The 19,261-nt window shown below is 58.2% G+C and carries 17 protein-coding genes and 1 pseudogene; 6 read left to right on the top strand and 12 right to left on the bottom strand.

The features are described 5' to 3' along the window. Window positions 1–86 precede the first annotated feature (86 nt). From HX830_RS04755 to HX830_RS04780, 6 genes are all read right to left on the bottom strand, one after another. Complete coding sequence (locus HX830_RS04755) at window positions 87–1,655, bottom strand: sensor domain-containing diguanylate cyclase (protein ID WP_177099124.1); 1,569 nt, start codon at window positions 1,653–1,655, stop codon at window positions 87–89. A gap of 103 nt (window positions 1,656–1,758) precedes the next feature. After that, the gene (locus HX830_RS04760) at window positions 1,759–3,027 is read right to left on the bottom strand and encodes a DUF1479 domain-containing protein (protein WP_177099125.1); all 1,269 of its coding nucleotides are present in this window, start codon (window positions 3,025–3,027) and stop codon (window positions 1,759–1,761) included. Between the two features lie 156 nt (window positions 3,028–3,183). Next, the gene (locus tag HX830_RS04765) at window positions 3,184–4,056 is read right to left on the bottom strand and encodes a helix-turn-helix domain-containing protein (protein ID WP_103494410.1); all 873 of its coding nucleotides are present in this window, start codon (window positions 4,054–4,056) and stop codon (window positions 3,184–3,186) included. A gap of 87 nt (window positions 4,057–4,143) precedes the next feature. Beyond that, the gene (gene map / locus HX830_RS04770) at window positions 4,144–4,917 is read right to left on the bottom strand and encodes a type I methionyl aminopeptidase (protein WP_177099126.1); all 774 of its coding nucleotides are present in this window, start codon (window positions 4,915–4,917) and stop codon (window positions 4,144–4,146) included. Then, complete coding sequence (locus HX830_RS04775; RefSeq protein WP_103494412.1) at window positions 4,914–5,180, bottom strand: ParD-like family protein; 267 nt, start codon at window positions 5,178–5,180, stop codon at window positions 4,914–4,916. The genes map and HX830_RS04775 overlap by 4 nt, the downstream gene beginning before the upstream one ends. A gap of 189 nt (window positions 5,181–5,369) precedes the next feature. Then, on the bottom strand, window positions 5,370–6,254 hold the full coding sequence (locus tag HX830_RS04780; protein WP_177099127.1) for an SDR family oxidoreductase: 885 nt from the start codon (window positions 6,252–6,254) through the stop codon (window positions 5,370–5,372). A gap of 111 nt (window positions 6,255–6,365) precedes the next feature. Between HX830_RS04780 and HX830_RS04785 the strand changes: the two genes are divergently transcribed. Beyond that, window positions 6,366–7,181: a helix-turn-helix transcriptional regulator gene (locus HX830_RS04785; protein WP_218171209.1), complete on the top strand. Its 816-nt coding sequence runs from the start codon at window positions 6,366–6,368 to the stop codon at window positions 7,179–7,181. Window positions 7,182–7,223: 42 nt separating this feature from the next. Here the strand turns inward: HX830_RS04785 and HX830_RS04790 are convergent, their stop codons facing one another. Beyond that, window positions 7,224–8,180, bottom strand: a complete 957-nt coding sequence (locus HX830_RS04790) for a threonine dehydratase (RefSeq protein ID WP_177099129.1) — start codon at window positions 8,178–8,180, stop codon at window positions 7,224–7,226. Window positions 8,181–8,276: 96 nt separating this feature from the next. On the opposite strand from HX830_RS04790, the gene HX830_RS04795 reads away from it, so the two are divergent. Next, on the top strand, window positions 8,277–9,083 hold the full coding sequence (locus HX830_RS04795) for a helix-turn-helix transcriptional regulator (protein ID WP_177099130.1): 807 nt from the start codon (window positions 8,277–8,279) through the stop codon (window positions 9,081–9,083). A 4-nt stretch (window positions 9,084–9,087) separates the two neighbouring features. On the opposite strand, the gene HX830_RS04800 is transcribed toward HX830_RS04795, so the two are convergent. Both HX830_RS04800 and HX830_RS32035 read right to left on the bottom strand, forming a co-directional pair. Next, complete coding sequence (locus HX830_RS04800; RefSeq protein ID WP_152739656.1) at window positions 9,088–9,834, bottom strand: EcsC family protein; 747 nt, start codon at window positions 9,832–9,834, stop codon at window positions 9,088–9,090. A gap of 112 nt (window positions 9,835–9,946) precedes the next feature. Continuing rightward, window positions 9,947–10,033, bottom strand: a pseudogene (locus HX830_RS32035) (thioesterase); the annotation flags it as partial. Window positions 10,034–10,167: 134 nt separating this feature from the next. Here HX830_RS32035 and HX830_RS04805 point away from each other — a divergent pair. Beyond that, window positions 10,168–10,668, top strand: a complete 501-nt coding sequence (locus HX830_RS04805) for a GNAT family N-acetyltransferase (protein ID WP_177099131.1) — start codon at window positions 10,168–10,170, stop codon at window positions 10,666–10,668. 49 nt (window positions 10,669–10,717) lie between these two features. On the opposite strand, the gene HX830_RS04810 is transcribed toward HX830_RS04805, so the two are convergent. After that, window positions 10,718–12,922, bottom strand: a complete 2,205-nt coding sequence (locus HX830_RS04810) for an OsmC domain/YcaO domain-containing protein (RefSeq protein WP_177099132.1) — start codon at window positions 12,920–12,922, stop codon at window positions 10,718–10,720. Window positions 12,923–13,008: 86 nt separating this feature from the next. After that, the gene (locus HX830_RS04815; protein WP_152739654.1) at window positions 13,009–14,586 is read right to left on the bottom strand and encodes a L,D-transpeptidase family protein; all 1,578 of its coding nucleotides are present in this window, start codon (window positions 14,584–14,586) and stop codon (window positions 13,009–13,011) included. A gap of 143 nt (window positions 14,587–14,729) precedes the next feature. On the opposite strand from HX830_RS04815, the gene HX830_RS04820 reads away from it, so the two are divergent. Next, a complete protein-coding gene (locus HX830_RS04820; protein ID WP_177099133.1) occupies window positions 14,730–15,440 on the top strand; it encodes a murein L,D-transpeptidase catalytic domain family protein in 711 nt (236 codons plus the stop codon). 21 nt (window positions 15,441–15,461) lie between these two features. Here the strand turns inward: HX830_RS04820 and HX830_RS04825 are convergent, their stop codons facing one another. Continuing rightward, the gene (locus tag HX830_RS04825; RefSeq protein WP_177099134.1) at window positions 15,462–16,193 is read right to left on the bottom strand and encodes a type 1 glutamine amidotransferase; all 732 of its coding nucleotides are present in this window, start codon (window positions 16,191–16,193) and stop codon (window positions 15,462–15,464) included. Window positions 16,194–16,325: 132 nt separating this feature from the next. On the opposite strand from HX830_RS04825, the gene HX830_RS04830 reads away from it, so the two are divergent. Both HX830_RS04830 and HX830_RS04835 read left to right on the top strand, forming a co-directional pair. Beyond that, the gene (locus HX830_RS04830; protein ID WP_177099135.1) at window positions 16,326–17,495 is read left to right on the top strand and encodes a lysozyme inhibitor LprI family protein; all 1,170 of its coding nucleotides are present in this window, start codon (window positions 16,326–16,328) and stop codon (window positions 17,493–17,495) included. A 4-nt stretch (window positions 17,496–17,499) separates the two neighbouring features. Further along, the gene (locus HX830_RS04835; RefSeq protein WP_177099136.1) at window positions 17,500–19,056 is read left to right on the top strand and encodes a rhomboid family intramembrane serine protease; all 1,557 of its coding nucleotides are present in this window, start codon (window positions 17,500–17,502) and stop codon (window positions 19,054–19,056) included. The last annotated feature ends 205 nt before the right edge of the window (window positions 19,057–19,261 follow it).

The following is a 19,261-nucleotide window of genomic DNA, read 5'->3' on the forward strand; positions in this document are numbered from 1 at the left end:
TGGGTGAGTCCGCGGATTCGCTTCGGGCCCGCCAACAGGCGTGGTTGGCAAGCGCTTGAATGCCGTCGGCACTTGGCCGTTTCAGCTCAAACCGTCGCATCCGAAAGATGATTGGAAATAACGGTCCGATTTCTACCACTGGTCTTGGCGACATACAGTGCCTTGTCAGCGATATCGATCAAGTTCTCAGGCGTGTCCATTCTTGAGCCTGATAACGCACTGATGCCCACACTGATGGTGACGACTTTGGCCGGCGATTCATCATGTTGAATGGAACAACCCTCCACTTCAGTTCGAATTCTTTCGGCGATAATAAAGGCACCCACGTAGTCTGTATTCGAGAGGACGATGGCAAACTCCTCTCCTCCATACCGCGCGGCCAGATCGCCTTCTCGTGTGATGTTTTTCTTGATAATGGCGCTGACCACCTTCAAACACTCATCGCCTTGCACATGACCGTAATGATCGTTGTATTTTTTAAACAGATCCACGTCGATCATGATCAGGGCAATGTCATCAGGTCTGCGTCTTGCCTTGTTGACCTCCGCCCTGATAAACAAGTCAAACTTACGGCGATTCGGCAGGCCCGTCAGGCTATCCTCGAGCGCTAGTTGCCCGAGCGCCTTGTTGGCCTCGATATAATTTTTTTCAGAGCGCAGCAATTCCTTTTGCGCCTGAATCTGCTGGCTCATGAGTTTGATCAGCCGATAGCCAAGAACGCTGAGCGCAATCAGCAATACCGATGAAATAAGAAAGCTGGCAAAGGATTCGTTACGCCAATCCGCCAGTATTTCACTTCTGTCAAAGGCCGCAATCACCACCAGGGGGTAGCCATTGACCCGCTGAAAGCTGATGACCCGCTCAACGTGGTCAATAAATGACCTTATGGTAGCAGTGCCCGAGCTGATCTCAGGCTTTAGCAACGCAAAGACTTCCCCCGTTGAAATATCGGTGCCGATATCAGCGTCGCGAAAAGGTTTGCGTACGACGATACGCCCTGTGGAGGAAGCCAGATTGATCAGCCCATTGGCTCCCATGTCGATGCCGTCATAGAGACTGAGAAAATAGTTAAGATAGATCGTGGCGATGGTCACTCCGGCAAAACTGCCGTCCGGGTGATTGAGCCTCCGCGAGATGGTCATGACCCATTCATTTGTTGAGCGACTGCGTATGGAGGGGCCAATATAGGGCGCCGAGCTGGCATGATCGCGATGGTAGATAAAATAGTCGCGATCCGAATTGTTGAGGCCCGGCGGAGTTGCGCCGTTTGAGTTGAATAACCAGCGCCCCTGCTCGTCATAAATAAAAAAACCATGGACTTGCGGCAGGCTTTTTTGTTGGTTTTTCAGTATCGCCCCCAACCTTTCCAGGGTCTGCGCCCCGGTGCCCTCAACTTCCACTTGTCCCTGAATACCCAATATCACCGTGTCAGCTTGAGTGAGCGTCGCCGCGATACTGGATGACAAGGCCTTGGAAAGGTTTGACATCTGGATCTCTTTGTCATGCAAGTGGTACTCCAAAGAGTTGAACATCCCCCAGATGCTGATCGCGATCAATGAGATACAGACCGCTGCCACAAAAAGCACCACATGGCCGAGCTTGAGCTTGGCATTCGCCCATTCGGTCCTTAGAAACGAGGTCGCTTTTGTGATCATGAAACCCTTCCGTGTGGTTGAAATGATGTGATGTAGCTTATGCGATTTTCACCGACACCTCACATTTCTGGTCATGAGAGGCGCTCACGATGCAAGCCCCCCTTCAGGATAGGCCCAAACCGTTGCGCCCGAAGGCGTTCAACTGCTCAACCGTGAAACGGCCCTTCCATGACGCTTCGTAGTGTTCAGGCGGAAAATCATCCGGCGACTCGCCGGCCTCGAACGCTCGGCAAACGTCCTTGGCATATTGGCGGTTTTTCGGGCACATCGGGGCTGCGGGCACATACATGACGTTACCCCAGCCCTCTTGATCCTCCACGGGCGCAACACTATGGATAACATCGCAGTGCCACCAAACCGAGTCCCCCGCCTGCACATCGGGGATGGGCGTCAGCCCCTGGACCAGCAGCGGATGCCACTGTTGCGAAACCGGCAGTACCTTGCCCGGCGCGACGCCACACAGCTCATCCTCCGGCACATCATCGAGCAAGGGACGCAGGAGCATGTAGGCCATGGCCTTGGGGATCGGCAAGGTATGCAATACACCTTGATCGGCGCGCATATCGGATAATGCGGTCCAGCCTTGAAAGGTCCTGAATGCGGAGCATTTCACCGTGTCTTTGTAGGCATACTCGTCTACCTCGGTACGATACGCTGCATCCCAAGGGTCGTAAGACTTGAAGTCATTGCGGTAGATTTTGTCGAAGACCTTCAAGTAGGCAGGATGCAGCCAGCGCTCCAACGCCCCCGAGTCGGTATGTGGCCCCAGCCCCCGGGAAGTGGTTCCGGGTGGACGACGGCGTACGCGATCCGGGTAAAGCGCGTTGATATCCGGGTTGAACCACTGCTGACCTTGGGAATGAATTTTCCACAGCCGGTTCAGAAATGACTGCGCGGTGCCCATGCGCGCATCCTGGCGCAGTTGCATCTGTGAAACCGACCAATAGATCGGAAAAATCTCCGGCCGCGAGGCCTCGAGGTTGCCAAAGAATTGATCGACCGGCCCGCGATAAATCCGGTCGAAGTCATTCTTGTCCAAGTACTCCAGAAGCCCCTTGTCCCATGCCAGGACCTGCTCTCTGGGGAAGTGATTTTTGATCAGCAGACAGCCCCGGCGCCTGATTCCTGCAAGTTGCTCTTCGCTCACCTCACCCGCGGCGATGGCGTCAAATTCTAGGACTGGCCATCCGGAACCGGTCAGAGCCTCCTGCGCCTTGATCGAGGCGATCTCGGCCGTAATGAACCCACAGACTTCGGCAAACAAGGACTCCACATCGCCTATCTGCGCGCGCAAGGTCTTTTTCATTTTGACGATGCTGTCCTTGTAGTTGTCCGGGAGCGTCGCGCTTTCGAATGCTTGATACTGATTCATGAGACACCTGCGTCTTATTGTTCGTACAGGCATCAAAACATTGGGCGGTGCTTGGCGGCAGCCACATTTCAAGCGTTGAGCAATACGATTCTGGCTTCCTTCCTTGCGCCCATGGCGCCATTCGATTAACGGCCTGACAGGTCGCCATGGGCAGGCTTATTGGAAATGGTGCCCGTGCCGCTGCCGGAACTCCGAAGGGGTCATGCCCTTTTGCGCCTTGAACTGCCGGTTGAAAAGCGCTTGGGACGAGTACCCCACCCGCCCGGCAATGATCGAAACGGCCACGTTGCCTTGCATCAACAATGCGCAGGCGTGTCCGACGCGCAACCGGACGATGTACTCCAACACCGTACACCGCGTGTGCCTCCTGAACATTCGATGAAAGGCTGAAACGCTGACGCAGGCCATCTCCGCCAACGCTGAAAGACTCAGCGCACTCGCATAGTGGTCGTGAATGTAATCAAGGGCCCGATGGATACGAGCATCTTCGGTGATTGCAGTGAAGGCCTGAGTGCTGCAGGCGGGGGCAATTTTCTCGGCATGCACATCCCGGGCGAGCCTGTTCAGCACCGTCAGCAGTGAGATCAGCCGTTGCGTAGCGTCCTGATCCACCATCGCTTCGATGATAGGGCGCAGTTCGCCAGAAGCGGCGTCACTGAAACGCAGGGCATTCCGAGCGGCTACCAACAAGGCGCGGACAGCCCCCATCTCCGGGCACAGTTTGACCAGAGCCTGCACCCAAGCCTCGGAGAACCAGATGACCAAGGCAATGTGCGGTCCGGTCGGATCAATAAGTTCGGCGGAGGACCAACTGTGTGGGACGTTAGGGCCGATCAGGACCAGATCGCCATCGTCGTACAGCGCCACATCATTACTGATATAGCGATGCCCTCGACTATTCAACGTGAGGGTCAGCTCGTACTCAGGATGATGGTGCCACTCAAAGGGTATCGCCTGCGCAAGGCGCCTGTTCAGCAAGGTCCAGGAAGTATCCGCTGCGCTGGGTACCTTCTCGAAACTGGGCTTCATGAACCATTACTGCCTTAGAGGGAAGTGAGCACGCCACAATCGTATCATTGGGCGTCACCAGTCACACTTCCCGCAGGCGCTGCCTGCTTACGATGACCTGATAGGCGCCTGAACAATGGCGGGATAGTCGTCGACGCTGTCAGGCCAAGGCGTCAACACCTTGAAGCCGTCGTCGGTGACCGCCACCATATGTTCCCACTGGGCCGAGAGGGTCTGATCCTTGGTGACCACCGTCCAGCCATCGCTCAGGGTTTTCACATGGCGCTTGCCGGCATTGAGCATGGGTTCAATGGTGAAAATCATCCCGGCTTTCAGTGTCAGGCCCTGACCCGGATAGCCGTAATGCAGGACCTGTGGCTCATCGTGGTAGATCTTGCCGATACCATGGCCGCAGTACTCGCGCACCACACTGAAGCCGTCGCGCTCGGCAACGCTCTGAATCGCGTGACCGATATCGCCCAGCGTCGCGCCGGGGCGGACCATGCGAATACCCGCGCACATGGCTTCATACGTGGTCTTGACCAGACGCCGAGCCTGCGGGCTGGGCTCACCGACGAAGTACATGCGGCTGGTGTCGCCATACCAGCCATCCTTCAGCACCTTGGCCGAAGGAATGCCGTGGCAGACCACCTCGTTGACAGAGGCACACACGGTTTTCGGGAAGCCGTGGTAGCCGACATTACCGGGAATGGCCTTCTGCACATTGACGATGTAATCGTGGCAAAGCTGATCCAGCTCGTCGGTGGTAACACCCGCCTTGACGTGGGGCGTGATCATGGCCAGCACCTCGGCGGCCAGTTTGCCCGCCGCGCCGGACAGGGCTATTTCCGCCTGGGTATTGATCTTGACGTTGGTTTTCATTGCTGGGCTCCTGGTGCCGCATGGACCTGGGAGCCTTGGGAAAGATCGGCAAGCGCACACAGCTGCTTCAAATCAAGGCCGCCGGCCAGTTCGGCCCGAATCAGCAAACGACTGATGTCGCGGTGATCCAGGTCGGGATACAGCTCCGCCAGCATGCCGATGCGCATCCAGTGCTCGGCCTGGGCATTGATCGAACGACTCAAGGCATCGCTGGCGACGCGCAGATGCTCATGCATACCCTCTGAAATTTTTACGATGCCCATCGACTTATCCAATATGAAATATATATGAATCGTATATTAGTCGATAACGGTGCGGGATCGCAATTTCATCGTGCGAGGTGACTGTCGCGCAGCCCATGTGTCAGTACGATCGCCCGCTCCAGGGCGCTTCCACAGGTTCCGCGACAGATCGCAAGGGGGGGGGGTAGAAAACTGCCCCCTGAATGGCTCTTAGAAATGTGCTTCGTCAAGATCGGCGATCAGCAGCGGCCCTGTCGGATGCCAACCCAGGCGTGCTTGTGTCTGGGCACTGGAAGCCGGCATATCCAGACTGACGAACATCTCCAGCCAGCCAAAGTGCGCCACGGCTTCCTGAGCCGTGATCGACACCACCGGTACATTCAGACCCCGGCCAATCGCCTCGGCTATTTCGCGACTGCCGACGCCTTCTTCGCCGACGGCGTGATAACGCGCCCCCGGCTCGCCTTTCTCCAGGGCTAGGCGGTATAGACGCGCGGCATCGAAGAGATGGCCCGCCGGCCAACGGTTACGGCCTTCACCCACGTACGCCGAGATGCCCTTTTCGCGCGCAACGGCAACAAGCGGTGTGATAAGGCCCTGCTTGAGCGTGTTGTGGACTTGGGGTAATCGCACCACCGACAGGTTGACGCCTGCTTCCAACAAAACATTTCCCGCCAGCTCGGACGCGACGCGTGGATTGGGATGGCTGGTATTGCAGACATCTTCGGTCGCCAGTACCCCATGTGCGGAGCTGCCCAACCCGGTCCCGGAGGTAATGATCAGGGGACGATTGGAACCCGCGAGTGCGGACCCCAGCGCCTCAATGGCACGCTTGTCCTTTTCACAATTGGCGACAAACCTCGAGAAATCATGGTCGAAAGCCGTATGGATAACACCGTCGGCCTTCGCCGCACCGGCGCGTAGGCTCTCGGGGTCCTCCAAATCGCCGCGATGCACTTCAGCCCCTGCGTCGAGCAGTGCCTGTGCGCCCGCCTCCGAACGGGCCATGCCAATGACCTCGTGCCCGGCCTTGAGCAGTTCAGGAACAATCGCCGAACCGATAAAACCGGTCGCGCCCGTCAGAAATATTCGCATAGCAGAGTCTCCTGGGTGGTTTCCCATTCACTATCGGAGCATTCTTTATCCCGTTAAAGTAGTGACGTTATCCTATTAAGATGACTAACAGGACTTCTCATGCCAGCCAATATGGGCAGCTCTCTCGGGGATTTTCTAAGAAGCCGCCGGGCACGTCTCGACCCTGCCAGCCTGGGCTATACCGGACGCAGGCGAACAACCGGCCTGCGCCGTGAAGAGGTGGCCCAGCGGGCCAATATCAGCCCGACCTGGTACACCTGGTTGGAACAAGGGCGTGGCGGCGCGCCGTCTGCCGCCGTATTGAAGCGGATCTCCAGCGCCTTGATGCTCACGCAATCGGAGCACGAGCACCTTTACATGCTGGCGCTGGGTCGGCCACCGGAAGTCCACTACACGCCTGTGGAAGGCATCAACCCCAGGCTGCAGCGCGTGCTTGATTCCCTGCCGGCCAGCCCGGCCATCATCAAGAGTGCCACTTGGGACATCATTGCCTGGAACCGGGCCGCCGCTGTCGTGCTGACGGACTACAGCACGCTGCCGGTTGGACAACGCAATATCCTGCGGTTCCTGTTCTGCGATCCGGCGGTCCGCGCCAAACAGCATGATTGGGAGAGTGTGTCGCGTTTTGTGGTCGGTGCGTTCAGAGCGGATGTGGCACGCGCCGGGTTGGTATCCGAGGTCAGCGAACTGGTGGACGAGCTTTGCACCGTCAGCCCGGAATTCGCAGCGTTATGGCGCCATCATGAAGTGCACGGTTATGCAGAGGGAGAAAGCGTAAAGCGCTTGCTGCACCCTGAACTGGGGCACATCGAGTTGGAGCACTCGGCGTTTTCCATCGACGGTCGGCCGGATCTGGGCATGATCGTCTACACCCCGCTCAACGACAGCACCGCAGAGAAAATCAAGGCGCTGGTCGAGCGTGCCTGAAGAAGCTCCAGGCAACAATCGGCCTCGCAGCCGGCTAGCGTCTCAGCCAATCACCTTCGCATACACCGGCCGGTCGACATTCCCACCGGTCAGAATGATCCCCACCTTCGTCCCTTCCATGGCCCCACGCTCCTGCATCAGCGCCGCCAGCGCCGCCGCCCCTGCCCCTTCGGCCAGGTTGTGGGTGTCGCTGTAATACACGCGCATGGCCTCGCTGACCTCCTCGTCCGTCACCGATACGATCCTCGCCGCACCCGCCGCATAAACCGCAAAGGCTTCGGGGATCGGCTTGCGCACGGCCATACCGTCGGCCAGGGTATTGGCCGATGCGGTTTCCAGTATTTTTCCGGCTTCGAAGGATAACTTCGCGGCGTCCGCTTCAGTCGATACCACGCCCACCACCTGGGTCTTGAGGCCCAGCACATCGCGGGCGGCAATCACCCCACAAACTCCCGATCCGCAACCGATGGGCACATAAACGGTGTCCAGGTCCGGCACCGCCTTGAACAACTCCAGCGCGTAAGTGGAAACCCCCTTGATCAACTCGGGATGGTACGGCGGCACCAGGTAGAGGCCTTGCCCCTCAGCCAGGCGCGCGGCCTCTTCACGGGCCTCGTCGAAATCCCAGCCAAACTCGACGACCTCGCCACCAAAGCCGCGCATGGCGTTGTTTTTCTCCACGGAATTGCCCCGCGGCACCACGATCAACGCCCTCAAGCCCAGCGCCCGGGCCGCCAGGGCGATGCTCTGGCCGTGGTTGCCGCGGGTGGCGGTGACAACGCCTCGGGTGTCCGGGTGGGTACGTTTGAGCCAGTGCATGAAGGTAATGCCGCCGCGCACCTTGAAAGCCCCGGTGGGGGTATGGTTTTCGTGCTTGACCCAAACCGTGCACCCCAAGCGTTCGGCCAGCAATGGCCAGGCATATTGGGCGGTGGCGGGCATCACCTGGTATACCTGGCGGGCAGCGTTTTCGATGTCGTCGCGAGTCAGTCCGTGCATGGCTATTCTCTCTGAGGTTTTGCCCAGTCTAGGCAGACGCACAAGCTGCGGGCTTTCAGAAAATTGACCTGACCTTCAGGCGTGCCCTTCAGTAAGATGGTGCCTATGAATCGCCGAAACAGCTTGCCGTCACCGCCCCTGCGCGAACCGGTCCGTCGGGCCGAGGCCGGGCCGTGGGCGATCGAATTGCTACCGGCGGCCAGCTACGAAACCCGCTATATCGCAACCCAGGCCGCCATTGGTTTTGCCTTCGACAGCCAGCGCGGCCAGCACGCGATTGGCAGCGACCGGATCCGCCCATTTGTCGCCACGCCCAACGGCCTGGCGTTCATACCACCGGGGTGTGATGTGTTTTCCGAATCGCCCAAGGGCGGTGAGTACCTGCGGCTGATTCGCACCGACGGCACGCCGCTGGCGGGGGACCATGCGTTCAACAATCGCATCGATCGGCAGGCCATTGCCCTCGCCCAACGAATGCGTAGTGCGCTGTTGCGGGCCTCGGTGGAGGACGACTGGGAGGCCTGGGCACTGGCCCTGGTTCAACGAGCGGCGGGAGAGGATCGGTTGCCGGAACCTCTGCGGGGTTCGATGACTACCCAGCGGTTGCGCCTGCTCGATGAGTTCATTGACGCCGGGCTCGACGGGGCGTTGAGTGTGCAGGCGATGGCGGCGGTGCTGGGGTTATCCGAAGGCTACTTCATACGGGCGTTCAAGGACGCCACGGGCAAGAGCCCCCACAGCTACCTGATCGATCGACGCCTGGTCCGCGCCCGGGACCTGTTGCGCAACCCGGCGGAGCGCCTGGCGGACATCGCCCAGGCCTGCGGTTTTGCCTCCCAGGCCCATATGGCCACGGCGTTCAGGCAGCGTTTGGGCGTCAGTCCGCGAGACATGCGTGGGTGATCGGCTATCCGCGCGCTGGAAGGGACTGGTACAGCTGTTGGACCGCCTCTTGTCCGTAGCGCCGCTCCAGCTTTCTGATAATGAAATGCCCGCGCGCCATGTCCTGGAAGTGGTTGATAAAGGCCAGGTTGATCAGCGCGCCGCCCACCGCGCCGATCGCCGGTATGGCTTGCGCGGCGGCCTTCTCCCCCACGTGGATGCTGAAGCGTTCGGCAATGGTGGCGATCAGCTTGAGTATCGAGCCATCCGACAGGGACTTCGCCAACGCAGCCCGCACGGTGTAATAGCCGGTTTCCGAATCATCGTCCTTGGTTGATCGACCGCCGAGTGCAAAGACCGCCAGGCAGGCTTGTTTCGCCTCGTCGGTATCAATGCGCTCGTCATGACTCCTGGCGATATCGGCAATGGAGCGCAGCATGATTGAGGTTGAGAGCGGCAACTCGACACTGAGCCCGGCAAAACCGAAAAAGCCGCCGACGCCCCCGCTGACGGCGATGCCGGTCTTGTGCCAGAGATTGGAAGGCCCCTCACCCGGAATATCCTTCATGGTAAACACCGCGGCATCGAGGGCCTTCACCAGTGCTGATTGAGTGATACCGGCAATTCTTTTGGTGATGCTTTTGGGTAACTGCGCCAGTGCGACCTCGATGGGCATGCCGATAATATTCGTCAGCTTGGCGACGAAGCCGGGGTTCTCCAGCAGGTTCTTTGCACATTGCAGCTCATTTCGATCGTCTTCCGAGAAGCTCATCAATACGTACTCGATACTGGGTTGGCAGGACAGCTACAGGACAAAAAGCTCCAGTGCATCCCTGTGGCAACGTGAGTATCAAAGTGCGGCCACTGTATGGAAAAGGCAAGTCATGGTGCTCCATAAAGCTCCACTTGTGGTCCCAGCCGAGGATCGTGCTGTGAATTTCAAAGGCTTCGAACAGCCGCAACTCGCGGCGATGCGAAGACCGCTGAAGCGCGGCACAAACTGAGCATTGCTGTACAAAAAAGCGTTGATTACTCAAGTGAGGCTGATAATACTCGCAAGCGAAGACCCAAGCCCAAGAGCATTCAAGCAAGGAGGCGCGAACCAATGCAGACATTCAGTGTTCGCACGCTAGAAGAAACGGATATTGAAGCCTTGCTGAGATTCGAAACCCATAACCGTGAATGGTTCGAATCTCAAATTGACGCCCGTGCCCCTTCCTTCTACTCACGGCAAGGGGTTACCGATCATATTGAGCGCTATTTGTCCGACTTTGCTCTCGGTATCTGGCATCCCTTTGTTATCGAAGAAGCCAGTGAGGGAATAGTCGGTCGAGCCAACTTGAAAAACATCAACTCACCAGAGGGTTGTGCAGAAGTCGGTTATCGGATTGATCAACGCTTTTGCGGGCAGGGACTCGCCACCCTGGCATTGCAGCATCTTATCCAGGAGGCACAGACGCACTGGAACCTTACGCAACTGCTGGCCATTGTCTACAAGAACAATATTGGCTCACAAAAAGTACTGAGCCGGTGCGGGTTTCTGCTTGAACATGAACTCGGTATGGACAAGACGAAGGATGAATATCTATTCATCCTTTCGCTCTAGAGACTGGCCGCAAAAAAAGCACCTGAGGTGCTTTTTTGTCAGCACTATTTCAGCTGGATAACGCCGTCACCCTGGCCCGCGCCGCGTGCAGTTTTTTGTAGCTGTCGATCAGGCGCAGGTGCCGATCAAGCCCCTCCAGCTTCATGCTGGTAGGCGTCAAGCCGAAGAAGCGCACGCGGCCCTCGACCGAACCGATCACGGCGTCCATCCGCGGGTTGCCAAACATCCGGCGGAAATTGACCTCGTAATCGCTCAATTCCAGCTCGTTGTCCATCTGCACCTCCAGCACCACATTCAAGGCCTGGTAGAACAACCCGCGCTCGACCGTGTTGTCGTTGAACTGCAGGAAGGTTTCCACCAGCTCTTTCGCCTCGTCAAATTGCTTCAAAGCGAGATAGATCAGCAGCTTCAACTCCAGGATCGTCAACTGACCCCAAGCCGTATTGTCGTCAAACTCGATGCCGATCAAGGTGGTGATATCGGTGTAGTCGTCCAGCTCGCTTTCTTCCAGACGCTTGACCAGGGCTTTAAGGTCGGCATCGTCGAGGCTGTGCAGATTCAGGATATCGGCGCGGAAGAACAGCGCCTTGTTGGTGTTATCCCAGATCAGATCGTCCACCGGATAAATTTCCGAGTAATCCGGTACCAGAATGCGGCAGGCCGTTGCACCGATATGCTCATACACGGCCATGTAGACCTCTTTGCCCAGGTCTTCAAGAATACCGAACAAGGTCGCGGCTTCCTCGGCATTGGAGTTTTCACCCTGGCCGGAGAAATCCCATTCAACAAATTCGAAATCCGACTTGGCACTGAAGAAACGCCACGACACCACGCCGCTGGAGTCGATAAAGTGTTCCACAAAGTTGTTCGGCTCCATCACCGCGTGACTTTCAAAGGTCGGCTGGGGCAGATCGTTCAGACCTTCAAAACTGCGACCCTGCAACAGCTCCGTGAGACTGCGCTCCAGCGCCACCTCAAGGCTTGGGTGCGCCCCGAACGAAGCAAACACACCGCCAGTACGCGGGTTCATCAGGGTGACACACATCACCGGAAATTCCCCGCCCAGCGACGCATCCTTCACTAGCACCGGAAAGCCCTGCTCTTCCAGACCCTGGATACCGGCCAGGATACCGGGGTATTTCGCCAGGACTTCCTGTGGCACATCCGGCAGTGCGATTTCACCTTCGAGGATTTCGCGTTTTACCGCGCGCTCGAAGATTTCCGACAGGCACTGAACCTGCGCTTCGGCCAGCGTATTACCGGCGCTCATGCCATTGCTGAGGAACAGGTTCTCGATCAGGTTCGACGGGAAATACACCACCTCGCCATCCGACTGACGCACATACGGCAACGAGCAGATACCACGCTCTTCATTGCCGGAGTTGGTATCGATCAGGTGCGAGCCACGCAACTCGCCATCGGGGTTGTAGATCGCCAGGCAATGCTGGTCGAGAATTTCAGCCGGCAGCTCATCCTTGCGGCCAGGCTTGAACCAGCGTTCGTTCGGGTAATGCACAAACGCCGCATTGGCGATGTCTTCGCCCCAGAACTGATCGTTGTAGAAGAAATTGCAATTCAGTCGCTCGATAAACTCGCCCAACGCCGAGGCCAATGCGCCTTCCTTGGTCGAGCCCTTGCCATTGGTAAAACACATCGGCGAATGCGCATCGCGGATATGCAGCGACCACACATTGGGAACAATATTGCGCCACGAAGCGATTTCAATCTTCATGCCCAGGCCGGCCAGAATGCCCGACATATTGGCGATGGTTTGTTCCAGCGGCAGATCCTTGCCGGCAATATAGGTAGCGGCGTCCGAAACCGGGCCGAGCATCAGCAATGCCTGGGCATCGGCATCCAGGTTCTCCACTTCCTCGATCACAAACTCAGGCCCGGTTTGCACGACCTTCTTTACCGTGCAACGGTCGATGGAACGCAAAATGCCCTGGCGGTCCTTGGCGGAGATATCCGCCGGCAACTCGACCTGAATCTTGAAAATCTGGTTGTAGCGGTTTTCCGGATCAACAATATTGTTCTGCGAAAGACGGATATTGTCGGTGGGAATATTGCGGGTTTCGCAGTACAACTTCACAAAGTAAGCCGCACACAACGCCGACGAAGCCAGAAAATAATCGAACGGGCCGGGGGCCGATCCATCGCCCTTATAGCGAATAGGTTGATCGGCCACCACCGTGAAGTCATCGAATTTGGCTTCAAGCCGAAGGTTGTCGAGAAAATTGACCTTGATTTCCATGCGGGATTACCAAAATAACGAGACAAATAATTGGCCGCCATTATCCGGTTTTTCAGTTGGAAGTCTTGTGCTTTCAATCGCCGCACTCAATGACTCGACGCACCTCCCAAGGCCTTCAACAGTACCGGATCATGCCCATAGATATCCGGGGCATAGAGCAAGGTTCCGTCACCAGCGACTTGCACCGTCCAATAACCGAGCAGGATCGGCACCGGCGCGACCAGTCTGAATTCATGGGTGGTGCCGCTGGCCAATAACTCCTCGGTCCGGGCACGCTCGGCCGGGGTCAGCAGCAGGTCCCGTAGGTGCATCGGCTGCTCGACCCGCACACAACCCGAGCTGAAAGCCCGCGGCCCCTTGGCAAACAGCGGCTGGCTGGGGGTGTCGTGCAGGTATACCGAAAAGGGATTGGGGAACCGCAGGACGATCTTGCCCAGCGGGTTCCGTGGACCGGCCTCCTGGCGCAGCATGATATTGCCGGGCCGCTCCCAGTCGATGGCGTCCGCTGCCAGGGGATTGCCTGCACTGTCCAGGATCTGCAGGTTCTGCTGGCTCAGGTAGGCCGGATCCTGACGGATAGCCGGCAGCTTGTCCTCACGCATGATGGTCGGCGGCACGGTCCAGGTCGGGTTCAGGGTCAGCCGGGTGACCCGGGATTTCAATAGCGGTGTCTGCCGATCGGCACGTCCTACCTGAAGGCGTGTCTGCCACACCGGCGCGCCGTCGTGATAGACACTCAACCGGGCCGCCGCGACATTGACCAGCACCCCCTCGGGCTCCAGATCCGGTGCCAGCCAACGAAAGCGTTCAAGGTTGATCCGCAGCTGCTCGCGCCGTAGTGCCGGGCTGATATTCAGCTCGGTCAGGGTGCCTGGCCCGATCACCCCATCCCCCTGTAGCGAATGGCTCAGTTGGAAGTGCTTGACCGCGCTGCTCAGTTCCTCGCCGTAGGTTTTTTCAGGACCGCCGGGCAGGCTCTCCAGATAGCCCTCGGCGAGCATTCGCTGCGCCAGCGCGGGTATCCGAGCGTCCTCCATGCCGGGACGCAGCAAGGTTCCACCCGCGATCGCTTGCCAATGGGCCAATGGCTGCAGACGCTGCTCCGCGTAGACCCGCCGCAGGCTGCGGTACAACTCGATATTCGGCCGCGCCTGATCAAAGGCCAGGGCCATATCCTGCAGCCCCGTCGCCGCCAGCGTCAGGACCTCGGCGTCGACGTCCCGGGTCGACGGCTGTGCATGCCAGAGCGGCTCGAAGCGCGCCTGCTGCAAACGACCGTAACGCAGGTCCTGCAAGGCTTGCAGATACTGCCGGCTGATTTCGACATCGGTACACAGCGCGTTGCCGGCTCCCGTGTCCTGGGGCAACGGGTAACGCGCCGGGTCCAGGCCGTCATCGGCCAACAACGGCAACTGCGCCTGCAAGGCCGACAGACGCCCGCTGACGGACCAGACAGGCGCATCATTCTGAGACTGGTAAAACGCCTGCAAACGCTGCTGTGCCGACGTGTCCAACTGTGCGACCAGGCCCGGGCACTCGGTCGACAACTGCGTCAGGAACGACGGCAAAGGCATGGGCAGATCGGTGAGCAGGTCTTCTGCTGTCGCGACCAGTGGTGCCACGAGCAGGTAAATGCTCAAGTAATATGCGTGTTTTTTGAACAACGGCTTGACTCCAATCCACGGTCGTCGCATTGATAGTTCACAGCTGCAACAGAAGCGAAAAACCTTCAGGCAGCCTGTGACCACGCTGCCCGAAGACCGTTGGGAGGCGCGAGCCTGGATTGACGGCCGAGGCACTCTTCAACATGCTGACTTCTTGCTCCCGACTCTGCCTGATTATTCTGACCCTGGCTGCACCCTGCAGTTCTGCCCTGGCCGCCAAGGGCCATGAACCGACGCTGTACCGCAGACTCGCCCACGCCGCGCCGGAACTCAACCCCCTGGTTCTGAAAAACGCCCTGAGCGCCATGCAATGCGCCATCAACAGCGGCCTCGAACAATCCGAGCGCCTGGCGGTGATCGACTACTCGCAACCCTCGACCAAGCGGCGCCTGTGGATCTTCGACCTGCGCAAGAAGACCCTGGTGCTGCGCGACCTGGTCGCCCATGGACAAAAATCCGGAGAGAACTTCGCCACCCAATTTTCCAATCAGGTGGGCAGTTATCAATCCAGCCTGGGCCTGTTCCGCACCCAGGAAAGTTACGAGGGCACCCATGGTTATTCCCTGCGCATGGACGGCCTGGAGCCCGGTTTCAATGACCGCGCCCGCGACCGTGACATCGTGATTCATGCAGCCGACTACGTGAGCCCCCTGTGGAGCAAGCGCGAAGGCCGTCTCGGCCGCAGCCAGGGCTGCCCCGCCGTCCGCCCGCAAGTGGCGCGGCAGGTGGTCGACAAACTCAAGGACGGCCAGTTCATGTTTGTCTGGTACCCCGACAAGCACTGGCTGAAATCCTCGGCCTATCTCAACTGCAAACCCCAGCAGATGGCCAGTGCCATAGTCCCCGGTGGTTGATCCCCAGGGGAAACAGCACCTCTACCTCGGATGGTCTTGGCGCAGCCTGTACTGCGCCATCAGTTTGTCCAGAAACCCAAAGAGCTTCTGGTTCATTTGCCCATAATCATTGGCCCGAAGGGCTGCCGGTTGCTGGACGAAACGGCGGCCAGTGGCCTGCGCGAGTTCGCTCTCGGACGCGGCGATAAGCCGCTCCACGACATCGCGGGTGAATTCCATATGGCATTGAAAGCCATATACGAACGGGCTGTACTCGATGATCTGCCGGGGACAGCCTTCGCTATAGGCCAGGATCCTGGCGTTCTCGGTCAGACCGGGCATATCGTTGTGCCAATGCCCGACTTCCAGGGCATCGCCGAAATGAGCGACCTTGTCGTTGCCCTTCCCCGCCTCGGTCAGGGTAATCGGGTACTTGCCGATCTCTTTCTCGGGGCTGTGACCGAACCTGGCCCCCAGGGCCTCGCCAAGCAGTTGGGCACCGAGGCAGACACCCACCACGGCCTTTTGCGCCGTAACGGCTTTGGCGATCAACGCACATTCGGCGGCGGAGTCGAAGTGCGGACACTCTTCCCGGGTGGTGGCCGGTGACTGAGGACCGCCCAGCACCACCAGCAGATCGATGTTATCCACGTCCGGGAAAGCATGACGCTCATAAACCCGCGAGTAGCTTGCCTCGTAGCCACGTTCTTCAACCCAGGCCTCGTAGGCACCCGGCGACTCGAATGCTTCGTGAACGACGAAATGGACTTTCATTGAAACTCCTCTGGTGACAGTCCCTGTTTGGTACCCGCCCTCGAGGATGAAGTCCAGTCATCTTTCATCATGTGGGATGAGCCTTGCTGATAGCATTTTGCCGTATACCAATAAGTCGACAGGAAGCGCGTTTTGAAAAGCAAAAAAGGACTGCTGATTACAGCATACGCGAACCGGATAGCACGCCTGATTATCGGCCTACCCCTGCTAAGTGCGGCGTTAGGAGTGCCCATTGCGCATTCTGCACAGAATCCAGCGACGCCCGGCCCGAGCTTTTCATGTAGGGCGGCGAATAACGCCATCGAAAAGCTGATCTGTAGTGATCCAGGGCTATCCACACAGGATCGAACAATGGCCGTGCTGTTTGCCGCGTCCCGTACGGACGCGTCAGGTCGGGGTCTATCACAGCAGCAACCCCTGCAACGACAATGGCTAAAGACCCGCGATAAGCAATGTTCGAGTGGCGATATGCACGCGTGTCTTGTCAGCACCTACGATGAGCGGCTGAACACACTGGCCATTGCGGCGCTTTTCCAGGCACCGGATGTCGCACTGGCAGAGCTTACCCGACAGAACCCTGGATCCGCCCTGTTGTACGAAGCCATCTATCGCTACGCGACCATCGAGAATGACGCCGATCGTGCGACAGCGGTGGAGAAACTGATTGCTCCGGCTTTCGAAGTGATTCACGACAAACCATGGGCAACGCCTTTGTCCGATATCAAAGACACACATGACGTGGTGTCATCGGACAAAAACTTCTCCACGTTTCTGAATGTCGCATCGGTCAGCGATTATGCGCTGACGATGCCGTGTTCGGCGTTTGTACGACGGCCCGGATTGATCGACGTATTGGACTCGGTCTACGCCGGAGCCATCGACGGTCGACTGATCCGCAGTGACTGCGAAGCGATGACCTCACGCTTGCAGAAGGCGGATCAACTGACAAAAGCAGCGGTTGCGGTACAACCCAACTGTCCAGGCACCATTCGCTTCAGCCTCGAACGTGACTTTGACAAAACACTGCTTCTCCTTCGTTTACACCGCACTGAAGCATGGGAGGCACAAGCACTCAATACCAACTCCCGTGCCGAGAACGAAAACAATGGCGAACCGGGGAAAAACGTCGACAAACCGAGCTTTATCGCAGGGCATCAGGTGTCAATTCGTGACGCGGCCTATGAGCTGGCGACCTACTATTCAAGCCACTTCGGTGTCCCGCCAGTCCTTGCAAAAGAACAAGCTCGGAGGGCGGTGAATGCAATCATCTCCGGGGCCTACAACCTTTGTGAGCGGGGTTAGGAACATGGAGCGGATCGAGCCAACAATGGTCTTCACCCTCCCCCCGGAACTCCCGGATATTCCGGGCAGCAAGCTCATGGGAACGTTCAGGGCCCGGTTCGCCGTCAGGCCCAAGCGAGGGCAACGCGGTGCTGTTCTGCGCTCCATGCTCAGGAAAGGAGAGCTTTGCATCACCGATGAGGAAGTCGTACTCATCAAGTCGAGTCGCAGGCTGTTCCGACGTTCCACCGAAACGAAACGGGTCATCCCGCGCAGCCAGATCTTTGATGCCAAAACCATCAGAAAGTATGTCTATTTCGACATTCATGGGCCCGACGGCATCCAACACGTCTTCCTGATCGCATCCAGCCGCGACGCAGCACAACAAATCCTCGAATGGCTCCCCGGACACGCAACGCCTGCCCATGAGGCCGAGCAAATAGCCCTGTCCAGCTACTCCGAACGGATCCGGACACTGGCACCGATCACATGGGCCACCTACGGGCTGATCGCGATCAACGTGCTGGTTTACCTCGCGATGTGCGCGGGTGGTGTTGGTGTCATGGCGCAGAACTTGGCAATGACCGTCAAATGGGGCACGAACTTCGGCCCTGACACACTGACGGGGCAATGGTGGCGCCTGCTCACATCGGTGTTCGTCCATTTCGGCCTGATCCACCTGATGCTCAACATGTTCACGCTGTACCAGATCGGCCGACTGGCCGAACGCCTGTACGGGAGCGGGCGATTCCTGATGTTGTATCTGTTTGCCGGTGTCACCGGCAGCATTGCCAGTTTGCTATGGCATCCGATGATCAACAGTGCGGGGGCGTCGGGGGCGATTTTCGGGGTGTTCGGTGGACTGTTGGTGTTCGTACTGAAATACCGCCACGAGTTACCGAAGTCGATTGCCGTACAGCAACGCGTCTCCATACTGGTACTCATCGGGTACAACCTGCTCTACGGTTTTACCCACCCGGGCATCGACAATGGCGCCCATCTCGGCGGCTTGCTGGGCGGCGTGTTACTTGGCTTGACCCTGGCCAGCTCGCTCAACCCGACAGCTCGCACAAAAGTGGCGCTTGAAAGCACCTTGTTTTCCTGTGCACTGGTACTCGCCGTCCTGATCGCATCGGTTTACCCGTTGGCGCGTTCCAGCGAGACTGCCCGTGAAGAGATTCAATTCAGGGCACTGGTTCTCAGCCTTGGGCCGACCGAGCAAAAAACCATGAAAGAGATGGCCGCGCTCCTGCGCCAACCTACGGATACGCCAGGCAAAAGAGCGATGATAGCCATCGCCATCTCACGAGAGGTCGTCCCGCAATGGAACAAACTGTATACCGCCGTTGACAACGCCCGCCTACCCGCCAATTCGCCGCAAATCGTGGTCAAGTCAGCCATGCTGCGCTACTTCGACGACATGCGAAAAATGTGTCGCCTGAGCTCAATGATGATCGCGCGCGAGCCCACTCCGGATCCGGCATTGCTGGCCCAGGTCAAGACGCTCAAGAGTGACTCGATGGAACAGATCGCCGTGCTTCAGCAACTGGCCGCGGCCAACAAGCAAGGTGGGCGTCATTGAAAGCGGCCATCCCCGAGCCTGCTGATCACCAGCGGCACGCTCAACGCCGCAGGGAGGCCAATGAGCGTATCACTGGCCCGATGAAACCTTGAACAACCCGATCGGGTGAACACATTCACCGTCACCAGTCTGTCCATGATTGGCCGCCTCCAGGTTGCGGCCGGGGCAATCCCGGCCTATGTTCCAAGCGATACATTTATCTGCG

The organism is Pseudomonas gingeri, from assembly GCF_013385425.1.
GTDB lineage: Bacteria > Pseudomonadota > Gammaproteobacteria > Pseudomonadales > Pseudomonadaceae > Aquipseudomonas > Aquipseudomonas gingeri_D.

Bases quoted from the DNA above. Each gene is read 5' to 3' on its own strand.
- HX830_RS04760 (WP_177099125.1), bottom strand. From the start codon at position 3,027: ATGAATCAGTATCAAGCATTCGAAAGCGCGACGCTCCCGGACAACTAC.
- HX830_RS04820 (WP_177099133.1), top strand. From the start codon at position 14,730: ATGCTGACTTCTTGCTCCCGACTCTGCCTGATTATTCTGACCCTGGCT.
- map (WP_177099126.1), bottom strand. From the start codon at position 4,917: ATGAAAACCAACGTCAAGATCAATACCCAGGCGGAAATAGCCCTGTCC.
- HX830_RS04800 (WP_152739656.1), bottom strand. From the start codon at position 9,834: ATGAGCTTCTCGGAAGACGATCGAAATGAGCTGCAATGTGCAAAGAAC.
- HX830_RS04835 (WP_177099136.1), top strand. From the start codon at position 17,500: ATGGAGCGGATCGAGCCAACAATGGTCTTCACCCTCCCCCCGGAACTC.
- HX830_RS04755 (WP_177099124.1), bottom strand. From the start codon at position 1,655: ATGATCACAAAAGCGACCTCGTTTCTAAGGACCGAATGGGCGAATGCC.
- HX830_RS04785 (WP_218171209.1), top strand. From the start codon at position 6,366: ATGGGCAGCTCTCTCGGGGATTTTCTAAGAAGCCGCCGGGCACGTCTC.
- HX830_RS04825 (WP_177099134.1), bottom strand. From the start codon at position 16,193: ATGAAAGTCCATTTCGTCGTTCACGAAGCATTCGAGTCGCCGGGTGCC.
- HX830_RS04775 (WP_103494412.1), bottom strand. From the start codon at position 5,180: ATGGGCATCGTAAAAATTTCAGAGGGTATGCATGAGCATCTGCGCGTC.
- HX830_RS04805 (WP_177099131.1), top strand. From the start codon at position 10,168: ATGCAGACATTCAGTGTTCGCACGCTAGAAGAAACGGATATTGAAGCC.
- HX830_RS04780 (WP_177099127.1), bottom strand. From the start codon at position 6,254: ATGCGAATATTTCTGACGGGCGCGACCGGTTTTATCGGTTCGGCGATT.
- HX830_RS04810 (WP_177099132.1), bottom strand. From the start codon at position 12,922: ATGGAAATCAAGGTCAATTTTCTCGACAACCTTCGGCTTGAAGCCAAA.
- HX830_RS04765 (WP_103494410.1), bottom strand. From the start codon at position 4,056: ATGAAGCCCAGTTTCGAGAAGGTACCCAGCGCAGCGGATACTTCCTGG.
- HX830_RS04790 (WP_177099129.1), bottom strand. From the start codon at position 8,180: ATGCACGGACTGACTCGCGACGACATCGAAAACGCTGCCCGCCAGGTA.
- HX830_RS04795 (WP_177099130.1), top strand. From the start codon at position 8,277: ATGGTGCCTATGAATCGCCGAAACAGCTTGCCGTCACCGCCCCTGCGC.